Source organism: Diaphorobacter sp. JS3051 (assembly GCF_015832135.1).
Lineage (GTDB): Bacteria > Pseudomonadota > Gammaproteobacteria > Burkholderiales > Burkholderiaceae_C > Diaphorobacter > Diaphorobacter nitroreducens.
Window position 1 is genome coordinate 1,695,487 of sequence record NZ_CP065406.1, and the last position, 15,269, is coordinate 1,710,755.

At 65.4% G+C, this 15,269-nt stretch carries 18 protein-coding genes; 10 read left to right on the top strand and 8 right to left on the bottom strand.

Going from position 1 to position 15,269, the window contains the following annotated elements; genetic code table 11:
• The first annotated feature begins 49 nt into the window (after nt 1–49).
• Complete coding sequence (locus I3K84_RS08060) at nt 50–814, top strand: molybdopterin-synthase adenylyltransferase MoeB (protein ID WP_196995878.1); 765 nt, start codon at nt 50–52, stop codon at nt 812–814.
• A gap of 108 nt (nt 815–922) precedes the next feature.
• The gene (locus tag I3K84_RS08065) at nt 923–1,333 is read left to right on the top strand and encodes a response regulator (protein ID WP_011806606.1); all 411 of its coding nucleotides are present in this window, start codon (nt 923–925) and stop codon (nt 1,331–1,333) included.
• Nucleotides 1,334–1,451: 118 nt separating this feature from the next.
• Here the strand turns inward: I3K84_RS08065 and I3K84_RS08070 are convergent, their stop codons facing one another.
• Entirely contained in the window at nt 1,452–2,084 is a 633-nt protein-coding gene (locus I3K84_RS08070) for a response regulator transcription factor (RefSeq protein WP_015914143.1), read from the bottom strand.
• 153 nt (nt 2,085–2,237) lie between these two features.
• Here I3K84_RS08070 and I3K84_RS08075 point away from each other — a divergent pair, with 153 nt between their 5' ends.
• From I3K84_RS08075 to I3K84_RS08100, 6 genes are all read left to right on the top strand, one after another.
• A complete protein-coding gene (locus I3K84_RS08075; protein ID WP_015914144.1) occupies nt 2,238–3,581 on the top strand; it encodes a CHASE3 domain-containing protein in 1,344 nt (447 codons plus the stop codon).
• 167 nt (nt 3,582–3,748) lie between these two features.
• On the top strand, nt 3,749–3,913 hold the full coding sequence (locus tag I3K84_RS08080) for a DUF1328 domain-containing protein (protein WP_011806609.1): 165 nt from the start codon (nt 3,749–3,751) through the stop codon (nt 3,911–3,913).
• Between the two features lie 55 nt (nt 3,914–3,968).
• A complete protein-coding gene (locus tag I3K84_RS08085; protein ID WP_011806610.1) occupies nt 3,969–4,361 on the top strand; it encodes a hypothetical protein in 393 nt (130 codons plus the stop codon).
• 22 nt (nt 4,362–4,383) lie between these two features.
• Nucleotides 4,384–4,929: a bacterioferritin gene (locus I3K84_RS08090; RefSeq protein ID WP_011806611.1), complete on the top strand. Its 546-nt coding sequence runs from the start codon at nt 4,384–4,386 to the stop codon at nt 4,927–4,929.
• A gap of 99 nt (nt 4,930–5,028) precedes the next feature.
• Nucleotides 5,029–5,343 (top strand): BON domain-containing protein, encoded by a 315-nt coding sequence (locus I3K84_RS08095; protein ID WP_015914146.1) that lies wholly within the window; start codon nt 5,029–5,031, stop codon nt 5,341–5,343.
• Nucleotides 5,344–5,433: 90 nt separating this feature from the next.
• Nucleotides 5,434–6,534, top strand: a complete 1,101-nt coding sequence (locus I3K84_RS08100) for a putative zinc-binding metallopeptidase (RefSeq protein WP_196995879.1) — start codon at nt 5,434–5,436, stop codon at nt 6,532–6,534.
• Here the strand turns inward: I3K84_RS08100 and coaD are convergent, their stop codons facing one another.
• The 4 genes from coaD to I3K84_RS08120 all read right to left on the bottom strand — a co-directional run bounded on the left by coaD (nt 6,535) and on the right by I3K84_RS08120 (nt 10,650).
• On the bottom strand, nt 6,535–7,032 hold the full coding sequence (gene coaD / locus I3K84_RS08105) for a pantetheine-phosphate adenylyltransferase (RefSeq protein WP_196995880.1): 498 nt from the start codon (nt 7,030–7,032) through the stop codon (nt 6,535–6,537).
• Nucleotides 7,033–7,177: 145 nt separating this feature from the next.
• On the bottom strand, nt 7,178–7,801 hold the full coding sequence (gene rsmD, locus I3K84_RS08110; RefSeq protein WP_196995881.1) for a 16S rRNA (guanine(966)-N(2))-methyltransferase RsmD: 624 nt from the start codon (nt 7,799–7,801) through the stop codon (nt 7,178–7,180).
• Nucleotides 7,798–9,180 (bottom strand): pitrilysin family protein, encoded by a 1,383-nt coding sequence (locus tag I3K84_RS08115; RefSeq protein ID WP_196995882.1) that lies wholly within the window; start codon nt 9,178–9,180, stop codon nt 7,798–7,800. The genes rsmD and I3K84_RS08115 overlap by 4 nt, the downstream gene beginning before the upstream one ends.
• Nucleotides 9,181–9,195: 15 nt before the next feature.
• Nucleotides 9,196–10,650, bottom strand: a complete 1,455-nt coding sequence (locus tag I3K84_RS08120) for a pitrilysin family protein (protein ID WP_103737127.1) — start codon at nt 10,648–10,650, stop codon at nt 9,196–9,198.
• 29 nt (nt 10,651–10,679) lie between these two features.
• Between I3K84_RS08120 and ftsY the strand changes: the two genes are divergently transcribed.
• Entirely contained in the window at nt 10,680–11,828 is a 1,149-nt protein-coding gene (gene ftsY / locus I3K84_RS08125) for a signal recognition particle-docking protein FtsY (protein ID WP_196995883.1), read from the top strand.
• A 50-nt stretch (nt 11,829–11,878) separates the two neighbouring features.
• On the opposite strand, the gene cutA is transcribed toward ftsY, so the two are convergent.
• From cutA to I3K84_RS08140, 3 genes are all read right to left on the bottom strand, one after another.
• On the bottom strand, nt 11,879–12,241 hold the full coding sequence (gene cutA, locus I3K84_RS08130) for a divalent-cation tolerance protein CutA (protein ID WP_011806619.1): 363 nt from the start codon (nt 12,239–12,241) through the stop codon (nt 11,879–11,881).
• A 620-nt stretch (nt 12,242–12,861) separates the two neighbouring features.
• Nucleotides 12,862–13,509, bottom strand: coding sequence for a HEPN domain-containing protein (locus I3K84_RS08135; protein WP_196995884.1), 648 nt, complete (start codon nt 13,507–13,509; stop codon nt 12,862–12,864).
• Between the two features lie 72 nt (nt 13,510–13,581).
• Nucleotides 13,582–14,271: a hypothetical protein gene (locus I3K84_RS08140; protein ID WP_196995885.1), complete on the bottom strand. Its 690-nt coding sequence runs from the start codon at nt 14,269–14,271 to the stop codon at nt 13,582–13,584.
• Between the two features lie 276 nt (nt 14,272–14,547).
• Here I3K84_RS08140 and I3K84_RS08145 point away from each other — a divergent pair, with 276 nt between their 5' ends.
• Nucleotides 14,548–15,171, top strand: a complete 624-nt coding sequence (locus I3K84_RS08145) for a tyrosine-type recombinase/integrase (protein WP_196995886.1) — start codon at nt 14,548–14,550, stop codon at nt 15,169–15,171.
• Nucleotides 15,172–15,269 lie beyond the last annotated feature (98 nt).

The following is a 15,269-nucleotide window of genomic DNA, read 5'->3' on the forward strand; positions in this document are numbered from 1 at the left end:
CCAGGCCGGGACTCCCGCGGAGCCCGGCCTTTTTCACGCCCACCACCCCATGAACGACGATCAACTGCTGCGCTATTCCCGCCACATCCTGCTCGACGAGATCGGTATCGAGGGGCAGGAACGCATCCTGGCAGCCCACGTACTCGTCATCGGTGCCGGCGGTCTGGGCTCGCCGGCCGCGCTGTTTCTCGGCTCCGCAGGCGTGGGGACCCTGACGCTGGTGGACGACGACATGGTGGACCTCACGAACCTGCAGCGCCAGATCGCCCATACCACGGCGCGCGTCGGCACGCCCAAGGTCGACTCCGCGGCCCAGGCCGTGCAGACCATCAACCCCCTGGTTTCAGTGCGCACCGTGCGCCAGCGTGTGGACGCCGCCGCGCTGGATGGGCTGGTCAGCGCCGCAGACGTGGTGCTCGACTGCACGGACAACTACCAGACGCGCCAGGCCATCAACGCCGCGTGCGTACGCCAACGCAAGCCCCTGGTGGCAGGCGCGGCCATCCGCTTCGACGGGCAGATTTCCGTGTACGACCCCCGCCGGGATGACACGCCCTGCTATGCCTGCCTGTTCTCGCCCACCGCCGGTTTTGAGGAGGTGCAGTGCGCCACCATGGGCGTGTTCGCGCCCATGGTCGGCATCATCGGCACCATGCAGGCGGCCGAGGCGCTCAAGCTGCTTGTGGGGGTCGGAAGCTCGCTCGCAGGCCGGCTGCTGATGCTGGACGGGCGCGACATGCAGTGGACCGAAGTGCGCACCGAGCGCGACCCGGCCTGCCCCGTGTGCGGATCCCTGCACGCGCCAGCCGGGTAGGAATGCACCTACGGGCACTGCACCCGGCTGCTGGCAGAACCCGCCAGCCTGTTTTCATACAGTAGCGCCGATGCCCTATTTTTCGTTCCCGGCCGAACAGGAAGCACCGTGAAACTGCGCACGTACATCGTCGAAGACAACGCCACCATCCGCGAAAACCTGATCGGAACGCTCGAAGAACTGGCGGAGGTGGAAGCCGTCGGCATCGCCGAGACGGAGGACGAGGGCAAGGAGTGGCTTACCTCGCACACCTCCCAGTGGGACCTGGCGATCGTGGACCTGTTCCTGCGCCAAGGCAGCGGGCTGGGCGTGCTGGCTGCCTGCCGCAACCGCCTTTCAGCGCAGAAGATGGTGGTGCTGAGCAACTACGCAACACCCGACGTGCGCATGCGCTGTGCGCAGCTGGGGGTGGACGCCGTGTTTGACAAATCCAACGAGATCGAGGCGCTGGTGGACTATTGCATCGAACACAGCAACAGCACGCATCGGGCAGCCTCCAGCTCCGCAGCCACCAATTGAAGGAGGCGCTGCGCGGGCCCATCTGCACTTTGACACGCGCCCATCCTTACTCTCAAACCTCTGCACAAAGCACAAGGGCCAGTCAGTGACTGGCCCTTGTGCTTTGTGCGCTTTGCGTTCAATCGATGAGCTTGTTCTTGAGCGCGTAGTACGTCAGATCGCTGTTGGAGGACAGCCCCATCTTTTCCATGAGCCGCGTGCGGTAGGTGCTCACGGTTTTCACGCTCAGCGACAGCGACTTGGCGATGTCACCCGCCGTCTCGCCCTTGGCCAGCTTGAGGAACACCTGGAACTCGCGCTCCGACAGCTGCTCGTGGGGCGGCGCATCGTCCTTGCGGTTGAGCTGCTGGGCCAGCAGGTCGGCCACGGACGGGGTCAGGTAGCGGCGCCCCAGGGCGATGGTGCGGATGGCCTCGACGATCTCCTTGGGTTCGCATTCCTTGTTCAGATAGCCGCTCGCACCCTGGCGGATCAGATTGATCGCATAGTGCTCCTCGGGGTAGCCGCTGAGGATCAGGATGCCCATATCGGGTGCCTTGGCGCGCAGCATGGCCAACGCATCCAAGCCGCTCTGGCCGGGCATGGACAGGTCCATCACCAGCACGTCGATCTCGTGAACGCGCACCAGATCGATGGCTTCCCTGCCGTTGCTTGCCTCGCCAACGACCCGCAGGTCCACATGTTCCGAGAGAAATTGGCGCAGCCCGGCACGGACTATCGCATGGTCATCCACAATGCCAATCTTGATCATTGAGCCTTCTTTCAAGAGGAGAGCGCCTTGCTCCCCGGTAAGGTATGGTCTGAAGATCTGCCCATCTGCTCTGCATTGCACTAGCATGGCAGCGCAGGCCGATGATATGCATTTTCAACCGTGCCCTGCCAGTCCCCGTGGAGAAGCCCAAGCATGAGTTGGTCCCGTTTGCGCAAGATCGCCGTCAGTCTGCCGCTGGCATTGCTGGCTGTGGCCCTGCTGGTCGGCATCAACGAAACCGGGTACATGCGCTCGCACGCGGCCGTGGGCGACCTGGCCCGCTCGCACGCCACGCGCGCTGCGCTCGACCGGCTTCTGCAGAACATGCTCAACGCCGAGACAGGGCTGCGCGGCTACCTGCTCACCGGCGACGAGCGCTATCTGCAGCCCTACGAGCAGGCGGTCGCCACCATCAATACCAACCTTGATGAGCTGCGCCAGACCTACCGGCACGCACCGCAGGACCTGGACGACTTTTCCCAGCTGTCGCAGCAGATCACGCGCAAGCTTTCCGAACTCGACCTCAGCCTCAAGCTGCGCCGCCAGGACAACGACGACGCCTGGAAGTTCGTGCTCTCCACCGACGTGGGCAAGGAGAACATGGATGCCATCCGGGCGATCGCAGCGCGACTGGTGGCGCGCAGCGCCCAGCAAACGGAACACAGCACGCAGGAGATCCTGCATTCGCTGATGCTCTCGCGCATCGGCATCGCCGCCGTGGCGGTGGTGGGGCTGCTGGCGTTCTACCTGTACCTGCGCCAGACCAGCGCCTTGCAGGCTGCGCATGCGCGCGAGCAGGAGGTGTTGGCGCGCGAACGCGACCGACTGGAGCAGTTGGTACGTGAACGCACTGCCGCGCTCTCCGAGTTGGCCAGCCATCTGCAGCAAGTACGCGAGGAAGAGCGCGCACACCTGGCGCGCGAGCTGCACGACGAGCTGGGTGCTTTGCTCACGGCAGCCAAGCTGGACGTGGCGCGCCTGAAGTCGCGCATCGATTTGCACACCCCCGAGAACGCCGAGCGCGTGCAGCACCTCACCGAGACGCTCAACAGCGGCATCGCGCTCAAGCGGCGCATCATCGAGGACCTGCGCCCTTCGTCGCTCTCCAATCTCGGGCTCACCACGTCGCTGGAAATCCTCACGCGCGACTTCGCGCAGCGCAGCAACCTGCAGATAGACACCAGCCTGGAGTCCGCCAAGCTGTCCGACGCAGCGCAGCTCACCGTCTACCGGCTGGTGCAGGAGTCGCTGACCAACATCAGCAAGTACGCCAACGCGCGCAAGGTGCTGGTGTCGGTGCACAGCTATCCCAACCATGTATCGGTACAGGTGCGGGATGACGGCGACGGGTTCGACATCTCAAGCATCGCCCCCGACGCGCATGGTCTGTTCGGCATGCGCCACCGTGTCGAGGCGGCGGGCGGCAAGCTCACGGTCACGTCCACGCCCGGCGAGGGCACCCTGGTCAGCGCCGTGCTGCCGCACACGCTGACCTGACGCGTTCGCAGCCCTGCGTCCGGGCTGCTCATCTGATCGGTGGCGTCCTACAGCGGGGTGCGCCAGCCACCGGCACTCATGCAACGCCAGCCTCCCTACAGTCAAGCCATGTGCTCAGGCGCATTCGCAACCACCCGGCGCACCGCGCCGAAAACAAGGAGCTGGTTATGTTGCATTACGCAGTGGTATTCCTGGTCATCGCGTTGGTGGCCGCCCTGTTCGGATTTGGCGGCATCGCCGCCGGTGCCGTGGGCATCGCGAAGATCCTGTTCTTCGTGTTCGTGATCATGGCGGTTGTGACCTTCGTGCTCAGCTTGTTGAAGAGGGGCTGACGCCCCATCAACCTGGCCCGCCAGGCAGATGCCACCACAGAAAGGAAATCCCCCAATGACGATCCAAACCACCACCCAGAAGGCGGCAGAGACGGCGCACAACGTGGCCGAAGGCGTGTTCGACAAGGCGTCCGAAACACTGCAGTCCACCCGCCGGATGACCAATGAATCCATCGACAAGGCCGAGACCCGCATGCAGCGCATGCAAGAGGGCGTGGACCCGATGATCGACGACCTGGCCGCCAAGGCGCAGGACCTGGCCACGCGCGGCATTTCGTACTGCGCGCACACCGGCGAACGCGCGCGGCGCCAGTTCCACCAGGCTGCGGACGCCACGAACCGCTACGTCGCGGAACAACCCGGCAAGTCCCTGCTGATCGCCGCAGCCGCGGGCGCCGCCTTTGCCACTGCGTTGATGTGGACACGCCACCGCAGCGAGCGTTATTGAGACCACCGCAGGAACCGACCCGATGATGCACAGCGATACCCACGCCAGCGCGCTTCAGCTTGACGAAGCCGCGCTGCGCCAGGCAGCCACCGCGGATCTGGACGAAGGCGCCGTGACGCCCGCGTACGGCCCACACCGCGATGCCATCATTGCCCTGCTCAACGACGCTCTGGCGACCGAGTTGGTCTGCGTGCTGCGCTACAAGCGGCACTATTTCACGGCGGACGGCCGCGAGTCGCCGGCGATCGCGGCAGAGTTCCTGGTGCACGCCAACGAGGAGGCAGCCCATGCCGATCTGCTCGCCCAACGCATCGTGCAGTTGGGCGGATCGCCGGACTTCTCCCCTTCTACGCTGCTGTCGCGCAGCCATGCGCAATACGATGAGTCGTCCGATTTGCAAGACATGGTGCGCGCCAACCTGGTGGCGGAGCGCATCGCGGTGGAGGCCTATCGCCAGATGATCCAGCTGATCGGCGACAAGGATCCCACCACGCGGCGCATGCTCGAAGGCATCCTGGCCGACGAGGAGGAGCATGCGGATGAACTGAAGGACTGGCTGCACCGCTAGCCTCCCTTTCCCAACCGTTGAGGCCACCGGAGGGTGCAACAGGCCGCAGCGGGGTTATCCCAGCACCCGTGTTTTCAACCATAACCCAAGGACACAACCATGAAATACGCACGTGCCATCGCCTTTTCCCTGCTTGCAGGCGCCACCATCGTTTCCACCGGCTGCTCGGTAGCACGCAACCAGCAAACCGTGGGCTCCTACATGGACGACGCAGGTATCACCACCGCCGTGAAAGCCAAGATGGCAGAGGACAAGAGCGTCTCTGCCACCGCCATCAGCGTGGAGACGCTGAACGGCACCGTCCAGCTCTCGGGCTTTGCCAAGACCCAGGCCGAGAAGGACCGCGCCGAAGCCATCGCGCGCAACACCAAGCATGTGCGCGAGGTGCGCAACAGCATCGTCGTGCGCCCGTGACGCACACGACTGCGCAGGAACGCCGCCCTCTGGGCGGCGTTTTTTTTCACTGGCAGGTGACGCGCACTACCTGCGTCAGAATCCCTACGCATGCGACTGTTCCACTGCGGCCAATGCGGCTCCCTCGTGTTCTTCGAGAGCGTGCAATGCGTGCACTGCGGCTGCACGCTGGCGTTCTCTCCCGAAGACATGGCCATGTTGGCGCTCGCGCCTGCGGACGACGGCGACCACGCCCTGTCGCGCACCTGGCAGCGCGTTCCTACACGCGGCAGCGACGGTGCTGCGCCGCCGGCCCAGTACCAGCTATGCACCAACCGCACCACCTATGGCGCCTGCACCTTTGCGCTACCGGCCGCAGATGCCCAGGCGCATGGCGGGCTGTGCGCCGCCTGCCGCCGGACGCGCGTGCTACCGGACCTGTCCCTGCCCGACAACCTGCGCCGCTGGTCGCAGATAGAGAGCGCCAAGCGGCACCTGTTCTACACGCTGGCGCGCCTGGGACTGTTGAGCACGCAGCAGCCCGGGCCGGTGTATGAATTCCTGGCGGACGTGGCGGGCGCGCCGCCCGTGATGACGGGGCATGCCCAGGGTGTCGTGACCCTCAACGTGGCCGAGGCCGATGACGACGAGCGCGCGCGCCGGCGCCAGGCCATGCATGAGCCCTACCGCACGCTGCTGGGTCACCTGCGGCATGAATCCGGCCACTACTACTGGGAAGAGTTGGTGCTGCGCGCCGGGCATGTGGACGCCTTCCGCGCACTCTTCGGCGACGAGCGGCGCGACTACGCCCAGGCGCTGCAGGCGCACTACCAGCGTGCCCCCCTGCCCGCTGCGCAATGGCAGCCGCAGCACGTCAGCGCCTATGCCGCCGCGCACCCCTGGGAGGACTGGGCCGAGACGTGGGCGCATTACCTGCACCTGGTCGATCTGCTGGAGACGGCCGCCAGCTTTCAGACCCGCATGGCCATTCCCGGCACGACACCCGATCACGCGCAGCACTACGCCATGCCCGACCCGTTTGCACAGCCGGCGCCCGGTTTTGATGCCATGGTCTCGGCGTGGATGCCGCTGACGCTGCTACTCAACAGCCTGAACCGCAGCATGGGCCAGCGCGATGCCTATCCGTTTGCCCTGTCCACGGGCGCGCTGCGCAAGCTGCGCTTCGTGCACGACACCGTGGCGCGGCGCTGATCACGCCGCGGCGGTGCGGCCCAGCTTGTGCAAGAGGCGCTCGTGCACGCCGGGCGAGACAAACTGCGCCACGTCGCCGCCCAGCGTGCCGATCTCGCGCACCAGCGTGCTGCTGATGAACTGGCACTGGCTCGCGGGTGTGAGAAACACCGTCTCGACACCGGGCACCAGCGCGCGGTTCATGCCGGCAAGCTGGAACTCGTAGTCGAAGTCCGTGCCCGAGCGCAGCCCGCGCACCATGGCCGTGCCGCCGCGCGCGGCAGTGAACTCCGTCACCAGCCCCTCGAAGGACTCGACCTGCACCTGCGGACAGTCGGCAAGCGCCTGGCGCGCCATCTCCATGCGCTCGTCCAGGCTGAACAGGGTTTTCTTGTGGTGGGCAATGGCCACGGCCACGATCACGCGGTCGAACAGTCTTGCCGCGCGGCGCACCAGATCCTCATGCCCCAGCGTGATGGGGTCGAAGGTTCCGGGATAAACGGCGAGCACATGCGCCATGGCGTGGGGTCTCCTTGCAGTGGCGGAGCCCGCACGGGCTCCGTGGGGCGGATTATGCAGCGCACGCCTGTCCATGGGCCATTGAAGCCAAATCAGCCTCCAGCGCCCTACCAACAAGCGCGAGCAGCTCCTATATCAATAGCAATCAGGCTTTGTGGAGCAGGTGCGCATGCACGGCCCCGGCCTTCAGGTGCCGGTGCAGCGCCAGCCCCAGCGGGCCGAGCTGATCCTGCGTCCAGGCTGCGGGCGCCTCCAGGTAGATGAAGCCGTCGGGCGCCACGGCCTGTGCGGCGGCCTGCAGCGCAGGGGCGAACAGCTCGCCGCCAAACGGTGGGTCGATGAGCAGCAGGTGCATGCTGGCCGGCGCGCACTGGCGCAGCGCGGCCACGCCGTCGCCACGCTGTACGCGCACGGCGCTCGTCTGCAGGCGCTGGCGCAGCGTCTCCAGCTGCGCGGCCAGTGCGGCGTCGCCCTCCACCAGCAGCACGCTGGCCGCGCCGCGCGATGCGGCCTCGAAACCCAAGGCGCCGGTGCCGGCGAAGGCATCCAGGCAGCGCCAGCCCGTCAGGTCCTGGCCCAGCCAGTTGAAAAGTGTCTCGCGCACGCGATCGGGCGTGGGACGCAGGCCGGGCTTGTCCAGCACCGGCAGGCGCGTGCGTTTCCACTGCCCGCCGATGATGCGCACCTCGCCGGCGCCCTTGGCGGGCGCACGCACTGCAGTACGTGTGGCTATGCGCGGGGCGGCTGGCGCCGCGGCGCGCCCGTTCATGGCCGGGCCTTTGCCGTGGCGGCCGGCTGCGCGCCCACGATAACGGTCACCATGCGCTCGGGCTGCAGCTTGCGCTGCAGGGCGGCGCGGATGTCGGCCACGGTGAGGGCCTCCACGCGGTCGGTCCAGTGCTCCAGGTAGTCCAGCGGCAGGTCATTCCAGGCGATGTTGACCACGTTGGCCAGCAGCTTGCGGTTGCTGTCGATGCGCAGTGCAAAGCCACCGACAAGGTTGTCCTTGGCGGCGCGCAGCTCGGCCTCGGTGGGCCCTTCGGCCACAAAGCGGGCGAGCACGTCGCGCGTGACCTGCACGGCCTGGGCGGCCTGATCGGGCCGGGTCTGCAGGCCGACGACGAAGGCCCCGGCGTTCAAGCCAGGCGAGAAGCTGCTGCCCACGCTGTAGGAAAGGCCGCGCTTCTCGCGCACCTCATTGGTCAGGCGCGAGGTGAAGCCACTGCCACCCAGGATGTGGTTGCCCACCAGCAACGCGAGGAAGTCCGGATCCCGGCGCACAAAGCCCGGCTGGCCGATGAGCACATGGGCCTGTGCCGAAGCGAAGGGCACATCCACCTGCACGGCGCGTGCCAGCGGCTGCACCTCGGCCACGGCTGGCAACGGCGCGCAGGCCCCGGCCTGGGGCGCAGGCAGGCGCGACAGCAGCGTCTGCACCAACGTTTGCGCCTGGGAACGCGTGAGGGCTCCCACGATGCTCACCCGCGCACGGCAGGCCTGCAGGTACTGGGCATGGAAAGCCTGCAGATCGGCCGGCTGGATGTTGTTCAGTGTCTCGGCCGTGGCGCGCTGGCCGTAAGGGTGGCCGCCGAACACTGCGGCGTTGAAGGCCTTGCTGGCCACGGTGCCGGGGCGTGTGTCGGCCTCCTTGATGGCGGCGCTCCAGCGCGCCCGCTCGCGCTGCCACACGTCCGGTGCATAGCTGGGCTGGCCCAGCTGGCGCGCGGCCAGGCGCGCGGCACGGTCCAGCAAGTCGGGCTCGGTCAGCGATCGCAGCGAGAACGCCAGGCCGTCGCGCTCGGCGCCAGCCTCGAAGCTGGCGCCCAGGTCGGCCCAAGCCTCGCCCAGTTCGTTCTCGTCCATCGGGGGCTCGTTCGGCCCGCCCGCAGTCACGCCCTTGGAACTCATCAGGGCCGCCGCCGCAGCCAGGCCCGCCTGCGGCGCGGGATCACGGCGCGCGCCGGCATCGAAGTCGACCTGCACGTCCACCATCGGAATGGCCGGGCTTTCCACCAGCCACACGCGCGCGCCGCTGGGCTCGGTCCAGTGCTGGATGGGCAGCAGCGCCCACGCGGATTGGGTATAAAAAATGGCTCCAGCGCTTATCAGAAAGGCGCGAGCAGCTATCGTTTTAAGAGTTTTGTACATCGCTGACACCTTGGCTCAATGCACGCGGCCACCGGCAGCGTCGGGTGCTGGGGCGGCACGCTTGGTGCCTGCCGCCACGGGCTGGGGCAGCAGCGTGGCAACGGTGAGCTGATCGTCGCCGAAGTAACGCGCCGCCACGGATTGCACCTGCTGCGGCGTGACCGCGCGCAGCAGCTTGAGCATGCGCTCGTCGGCGTCCAGCGGCAGGCCCTGCACCCAGTTGCTGCCCAGATCGCTGGCCTGGCTGTAAAGCGAATCGCGCGCGTAGATGGTGGAGGCCGCCCACTGCGTCTTTACGCGCGAGAGCTCGGCCTCGCTCACGCCCTCGCGCGCCACGCGGGCCACCTCGGCGCGCAGCGCCTCCTCGACCTGGGCCGAAGTCTTGCCCGCGGCGGGCACGCCGGTCATGAGAAACAGCGCCGGTCCGCGCCCGAGGATGGACGCCTGGCTGTCCGCGCCGTCGGCCACACGGTCCGCACCCTGCGTGAGGGCTCGCTCCAGGCGCGCGCCGTCGTAGCCGCTGAGCACGGCCGACAGCACCAGCAGCGCCAGGCCGTCACGGTCGGCATCGGTCATGTCCTCCAGGCGCGTGACACCCGGCACGCGGAAGGCCAGCGCCACGTAGGCCTGCTCGGCCGGCGCCTTGAAGGCGATGCGGCGCAGGCCCTGCTGCGCCGGCTCGGTGCGCGGCTTGCGCGCCGGCAGGGCACGTGCGGGAATGGTGCCGTAGGTCTTCTCCGCCAGGGCCAGCACCTGCGCCGGGTCCACGTCACCCGCCACCACCACGGCGGCATTGCCGGGCACGTACCAGTCGCGGTAAAAGCGGCGCACGTCGTCGGGGGTCATGGAGTCCAGGTCGCTCATCCAGCCCACCACCGGGCGGCGGTAGGGCGAAGCGATGAAGGTGGAGGCGAACAGCTGCTCGATGAGCGCGGCGCGCGGCTGGTCCTCGGTACGCATGCGGCGCTCTTCCTTGACGACCTCGATCTCCTTGGTGAACTCCGCGTCGGGCCACTGGTTGTGGGCGAAGCGGTCGGATTCGAGCTGCATCACGTCGGCCAGCCGCCCGGCCGGGATCTGCTGGTAGTAGCCGGTGTAGTCGCGGCTGGTGAAGGCGTTCTCCTGCCCGCCCAGCGCCGCCACGCGGCGCGAGAACTCGCCCGGCGGCACGGCCTTCGAGCCCTTGAACATCATGTGCTCCAGCACATGCGCCACGCCCGAGGTGCCGTCCACCTCGTCCATGGCGCCTACGCGCAACCAGACCATGTGCACCGCCGTGGGCGCGCGCCGGTCGGGCTGCACGATGAGCTGCATGCCGTTCTTCAGGGTGAATTGCTGCGCACCGCTGGCCGTGGTGGCCTGGGCGTGCGCCGCCGCGGCAGACGCAGCAGGTGGGGATTCATGCGCTGGGTTTTGCGCCCAGGCGTGCAGACAGGCCAGCAGGCCCACAAGGGTGATAGCGCGTTTCATAGAATGGCTGCGATTCTAAGAACCCGCCAATGTTCAGTTTTTTCAAGAAGAAATCGCCCGCCCCCGCCGAACCCGCCCTTGCACCCGAGGACGTGGCCAGCCCTGCGGCGCCGCCCGCGGCCGACGCCCCCGCCAGTGGCGGAGCATTCGGCTGGCTGCGCAAGCCCTTTGGCGCAGGCGCCACCAGCGTGGCGGAGCCGGCTGCCCCTTCGGCCGGCGCCCCCGCAGCCATCGACGTGCCCCTTGCCGTCCCCGAGCCCACCCCGAAGCCCGGGGGCGCACGCCAGGGCTGGATGGACCGGCTGAAATCCGGCCTGCGCAAGACCGGCAGCAGCATCGCCACCGTCTTCACGGGCACGCAGATCAACGACGCGCTGTACGACGAGCTGGAGGAAGCCCTGCTCATGGCCGACACCGGGGTGAAAGCCACGCAGCACCTGCTGGAGGACCTCAAGCGCCGCGTGAAAGAAACCAAGACCACCGAGCCTGCTGCCGTAAAGGGACTGCTGGCCGATGCGCTGGCCGACCTGCTGCGGCCGCTGGAAAAGCCGCTGGTGATCGGCGAGCACACACCCACCGTGATCATGGTGGCCGGCGTGAACGGCGCGGGCAAGACCACCTCCATCGGCAAGCTCACCAAGCACCTGGCCGACCATGGCGAGAGCGTGCTGCTGGCCGCCGCCGATACCTTCCGCGCCGCGGCGCGCGAGCAGTTGGGTGTCTGGGCCACGCGCAACACGGTGGAGATCGTCAGCCAGGAAGGGGGCGACCCTGCCGCCGTGAGCTTTGACGCCGTTACCGCCGGCCGCGCGCGCGGCAAAGATGTGGTGCTGGTGGACACCGCCGGCCGCCTGCCTACGCAGCTGCACCTGATGGAAGAGCTGAAGAAGATCCGCCGCGTGGTCACCAAGGCCGATGCCAGCGCCCCGCACGAGGTGCTGCTGGTGATCGACGGCAACACCGGCCAGAACGCCCTGGCGCAGGTGCGCGCGTTCGACGACGCGCTTCAACTCACCGGCCTGATCGTCACCAAACTGGACGGCACGGCCAAGGGCGGCGTGCTGGCCGCCATCGCGCAGGAGCGGCCCGTGCCCGTGTACTTCATTGGCGTGGGCGAGAAGGTGGAAGACCTGGAGACCTTCAGCGCACGCGAATTCGCCCAGGCCCTGCTGACCTGAGATAGTTACCCCCTGTGGGCGGATGCAGGCGGCATCCGCCAGCCATTGCTTCAACGCGGCGCTTGACCAGGCCCGGCTATCGAGGCCGGGTCCACCTGCTGCGCCACCCACAGCACATAGTCCTGCTCTGCCTGCACGGCGTGGGTGAGCAGTTGCGGCACTTCGTAGGGGTGCTGGGCACGCAGCCAGTCCCGCAAGGCGGGCGCGGCAGACAACAGCGTCTTGCACACCAGCCGCCACTCTGCTTCCGCCTGCTGCACCCCCTGCCAGACATAGTGCGAGGTGATGGCCTCCACCTGCACGCAGGCGGCCAGGCGCGCCTGGACAGCGCCCCTGGCCAGTCGGTGTGCGGCGGCGGCGTCGCCCACGGTGGTGGTCACAACGGCGATCTGGGCGTCTGGGGAAGATGTCATGATTGAAGTCTGGCACAAGGCGTAACTGCACAACGGCCCTTGACGCGCGGGGAAGCAGCCGCACCTGCTGTCGATATGCGCTGAGTGTTGTACTGCCGAACTCGAGAAATCAACGACTTGGAACAACACCAAGGGCCTACCTTTGTACTTTTTATTCCTTCAGTGTTGTACTTTCCCGGGCGTTTCTCACTGAGTCTTGTATTTTTTCCAGTCGGGCCGTTCGGTACGCAGTCAGCTCGGGATCTTTCTACTCGGCGCCGCGCCTAAACGCTTGACGCGAAGGGCAGCGATTGGCCATGCGGCGGCTTCAGGCTGAATGCTGTCGGCCAACTCAGCATGGTCAATGACTGCTCCCACCCAAAGCTGTCATTGAATGGAGTCTTCCTTGCAGGTCCGCTCTACACCTCAAAGCTGTCACTGCAGGCTTACTCAAGCCGAGTGACTGCTTTTGCACGTGTTGAGGTGGCGCTGCCGACCCATTGCAGTCACCCAGCTACGGTTTGCGACATTCACTGCACTGGATTGGAGAAGGACCAGCCGAAGACGCGGGGCGTGCCTGAGATCGTAGTTGATGTGTGGGGCTCCAAGAAGGCCGCTTAGGTTCCCGGGCGAACCAAGACCTAAGGCGGGTTGCCAGTAGCTACCACCTGCTCAATTGCTGCGACGAGTTGCTCGATCCAGTCGACGTCTGCCGAAACTTCAGCTTGACCGACATCGTTGTACTGCAGCTTCTGCGGACGTGACGAGCGCTTGATGTCTCCCTCGTGAACGATCTGATTCCTCCGATGCACGAGTTGATTCAACCGCGTTTTAATGTCGCCCTGCTTTATGCCTAGAGCGTTGGCGGTTTTGGACCATCCTTTTTCGATTCCTGCAAGGGAAAGTGCAGTCCCGACTTGGTCATAGGATTGAAACGTCTCTGTCAGCAAACGTCGCTGAACGGCGTTCTTGACCTGTACCCAGGGACGCAGGTTGTGATCCTCTTGACGTGCCCTGAGTGTGGCATCTGCTAGAGATGCAAAGTCGGAGAACGGGATGTCGAGCTTTGCCAACACCTTGGGCAAATCCCCTTCACGCCGCACTGCAGAGATGCGACGATAGACCAGCCAGTGCATATAAGAGTCCACTGCGGTAACTGCGAGGACCAGCGCCGACCTACGCAGGTCCCCCCTGATCTGTGGATCGGGTAATTGGTTCTCGGCGAACGCCAGAAGCCTGCGAGCACGATGAACGCAAGCATTCGCGGCGTTTATGGGATGAAATGGCATGTCCCCTTTCTGTTCGCGCTAAGTTTGCGCAAAGTTGGTCGCTCAGTGCGTGACGCGTCCTTCTTGCAGCGCCTAGAACTTCTGCGCCTCTGCAGCACGTCTTGCACGCTGTGTCGCCAACTCGGCTTCCATGATCGCGTTGTCGGAAATCACAACGTAGGATTCATCGACCTTGCTCATGCGCTCATACATGTAGATCGAAAGTTTTTTGCCCTTCCAGCTCACGTCTGCAGCATTGAACTCCGCGCCAGCGTTCGTCTTGACCGTGTTGCTTTCGACGACGCTTGGGAGGCCGTAGCGGTCTTTGAACGCGGTTAGCAAGACGCTGAAGGCGGACTGATTCAAGTCGATCGTTATCTTGCTCACCACACCGCCGTTCGTGTGAACACTGGCCGCGTAGCCGATACCCAAAGACGGAAGGTTGTCGAGTTTGAAGGTGCCATTTTCGGGTTTTTGATACTTGTTTCGGGGGTCTGTGGCGTCCACGCAAACACCCTCAACGGACTTCATAGCCTCGTGGTCTAGAAACTCTGTCTTCACGTATTGCCCAACCGTCCTAGACGGGCATTTTTGAACGTTAAGAGGCTCATTGAACTTGATGCCCAGGAAAGCCTCCGGCTCCTTGTCCCAAACGTGTGCGGGGGGCTCAGGCGCAACAACTGGCGCTGCAGCCGCGGAGCGTGCGGCGGGCTTTTTGGTAGCTGTTTGTGCGCTGACAGTGCAGGCCGCGACGGCAGTAAGCGCGACGATAAAAGAACGCATAACACCTCCTTTGGATGCGTTCGATATTATCCGATTGGTTGCAAATCGTTACGGTGCACCGACAGCAAGCGACGAGACAGCAAGGGACGAGACGGTACTGGATTCAGGGGGCTATCTCCAAGATAGTCGGACGTCAGCTCCTGGCCGAGATGTTGAGTTCATGGCTATGCCAGGAAGCTGACAGTCATAGGGCTGTAGCAGCCGAGCATCACTAGTCGCTCTGGCGAGTCGAAGCCAGCGCATCCTGTGTGCCCCTCAACTCGATGGGAGACCATCATGGCATCCACAGGTAATACCGCTCATCGCGAGCCGTGGAACAAGGGCGAGATCGTCGGGCAGAAGGCTCCGTTCAAGCTGAAGGATATCTGGGCGCTGCGCGTAAGGCTTCAGATGGAAGGCCGGGTGCGCGAGCTTGCTCTCTTCAACTTGGGCATCGATAGCAAGCTGCGAGGATGCGACCTCGTCGCCCTCAAGGTTCGGGATGTATGCCACGGCGACCAGGTGGCATCGCGCGCGGTTGTCATGCAGCACAAGACTCAGCGTCCAGTGCAGTTCGAGATCACGCAGGCTGCCCGTGACGCCTTGCAAGCCTGGATCAAGCTGGCTGGGCTGAAATCAGAGGACTTCCTGTTTCCAAGCAGGCTGCACGAATCGCCACATCTGGGAACACGGCAGTACGCCCGAATCCTCGGTCACTGGGTTGACGAGCTAGGCCTGGACCGCATGGAGTACGGGACGCACTCGATGCGCAGGACAAAGGCGACACTGATCTACCGCCGCACAAAGAACCTGCGCGCTGTCCAGTTGTTGCTCGGCCACTCGAAGTTGGAGTCAACAGTGAGGTACCTGGGTATCGAAGTAGACGATGCCCTTGAGATCTCAGAACAGACGGAGATTTGAAGTTGTCGCTGGCGGCCACCCTGGAAGCTGCGGCAGGGTGGCCGTCCTCAACGGCCGCAATGTGGCGCTGGGCCAAACTGATACTTTCGGCCAGGAAC

Coding starts and splice junctions, on each gene's coding strand:
- I3K84_RS08060 (WP_196995878.1), top strand. CDS start 50: ATGAACGACGATCAACTGCTGCGCTATTCCCGCCACATCCTGCTCGAC.
- I3K84_RS08070 (WP_015914143.1), bottom strand. CDS start 2,084: ATGATCAAGATTGGCATTGTGGATGACCATGCGATAGTCCGTGCCGGG.
- I3K84_RS08075 (WP_015914144.1), top strand. CDS start 2,238: ATGAGTTGGTCCCGTTTGCGCAAGATCGCCGTCAGTCTGCCGCTGGCA.
- I3K84_RS08080 (WP_011806609.1), top strand. CDS start 3,749: ATGTTGCATTACGCAGTGGTATTCCTGGTCATCGCGTTGGTGGCCGCC.
- I3K84_RS08085 (WP_011806610.1), top strand. CDS start 3,969: ATGACGATCCAAACCACCACCCAGAAGGCGGCAGAGACGGCGCACAAC.
- I3K84_RS08090 (WP_011806611.1), top strand. CDS start 4,384: ATGATGCACAGCGATACCCACGCCAGCGCGCTTCAGCTTGACGAAGCC.
- I3K84_RS08095 (WP_015914146.1), top strand. CDS start 5,029: ATGAAATACGCACGTGCCATCGCCTTTTCCCTGCTTGCAGGCGCCACC.
- I3K84_RS08100 (WP_196995879.1), top strand. CDS start 5,434: ATGCGACTGTTCCACTGCGGCCAATGCGGCTCCCTCGTGTTCTTCGAG.
- coaD (WP_196995880.1), bottom strand. CDS start 7,032: ATGGCGCATGTGCTCGCCGTTTATCCCGGAACCTTCGACCCCATCACG.
- rsmD (WP_196995881.1), bottom strand. CDS start 7,801: ATGAACGGGCGCGCCGCGGCGCCAGCCGCCCCGCGCATAGCCACACGT.
- I3K84_RS08115 (WP_196995882.1), bottom strand. CDS start 9,180: ATGTACAAAACTCTTAAAACGATAGCTGCTCGCGCCTTTCTGATAAGC.
- I3K84_RS08120 (WP_103737127.1), bottom strand. CDS start 10,650: ATGAAACGCGCTATCACCCTTGTGGGCCTGCTGGCCTGTCTGCACGCC.
- ftsY (WP_196995883.1), top strand. CDS start 10,680: ATGTTCAGTTTTTTCAAGAAGAAATCGCCCGCCCCCGCCGAACCCGCC.
- cutA (WP_011806619.1), bottom strand. CDS start 12,241: ATGACATCTTCCCCAGACGCCCAGATCGCCGTTGTGACCACCACCGTG.
- I3K84_RS08135 (WP_196995884.1), bottom strand. CDS start 13,509: ATGCCATTTCATCCCATAAACGCCGCGAATGCTTGCGTTCATCGTGCT.
- I3K84_RS08140 (WP_196995885.1), bottom strand. CDS start 14,271: ATGCGTTCTTTTATCGTCGCGCTTACTGCCGTCGCGGCCTGCACTGTC.
- I3K84_RS08145 (WP_196995886.1), top strand. CDS start 14,548: ATGGCATCCACAGGTAATACCGCTCATCGCGAGCCGTGGAACAAGGGC.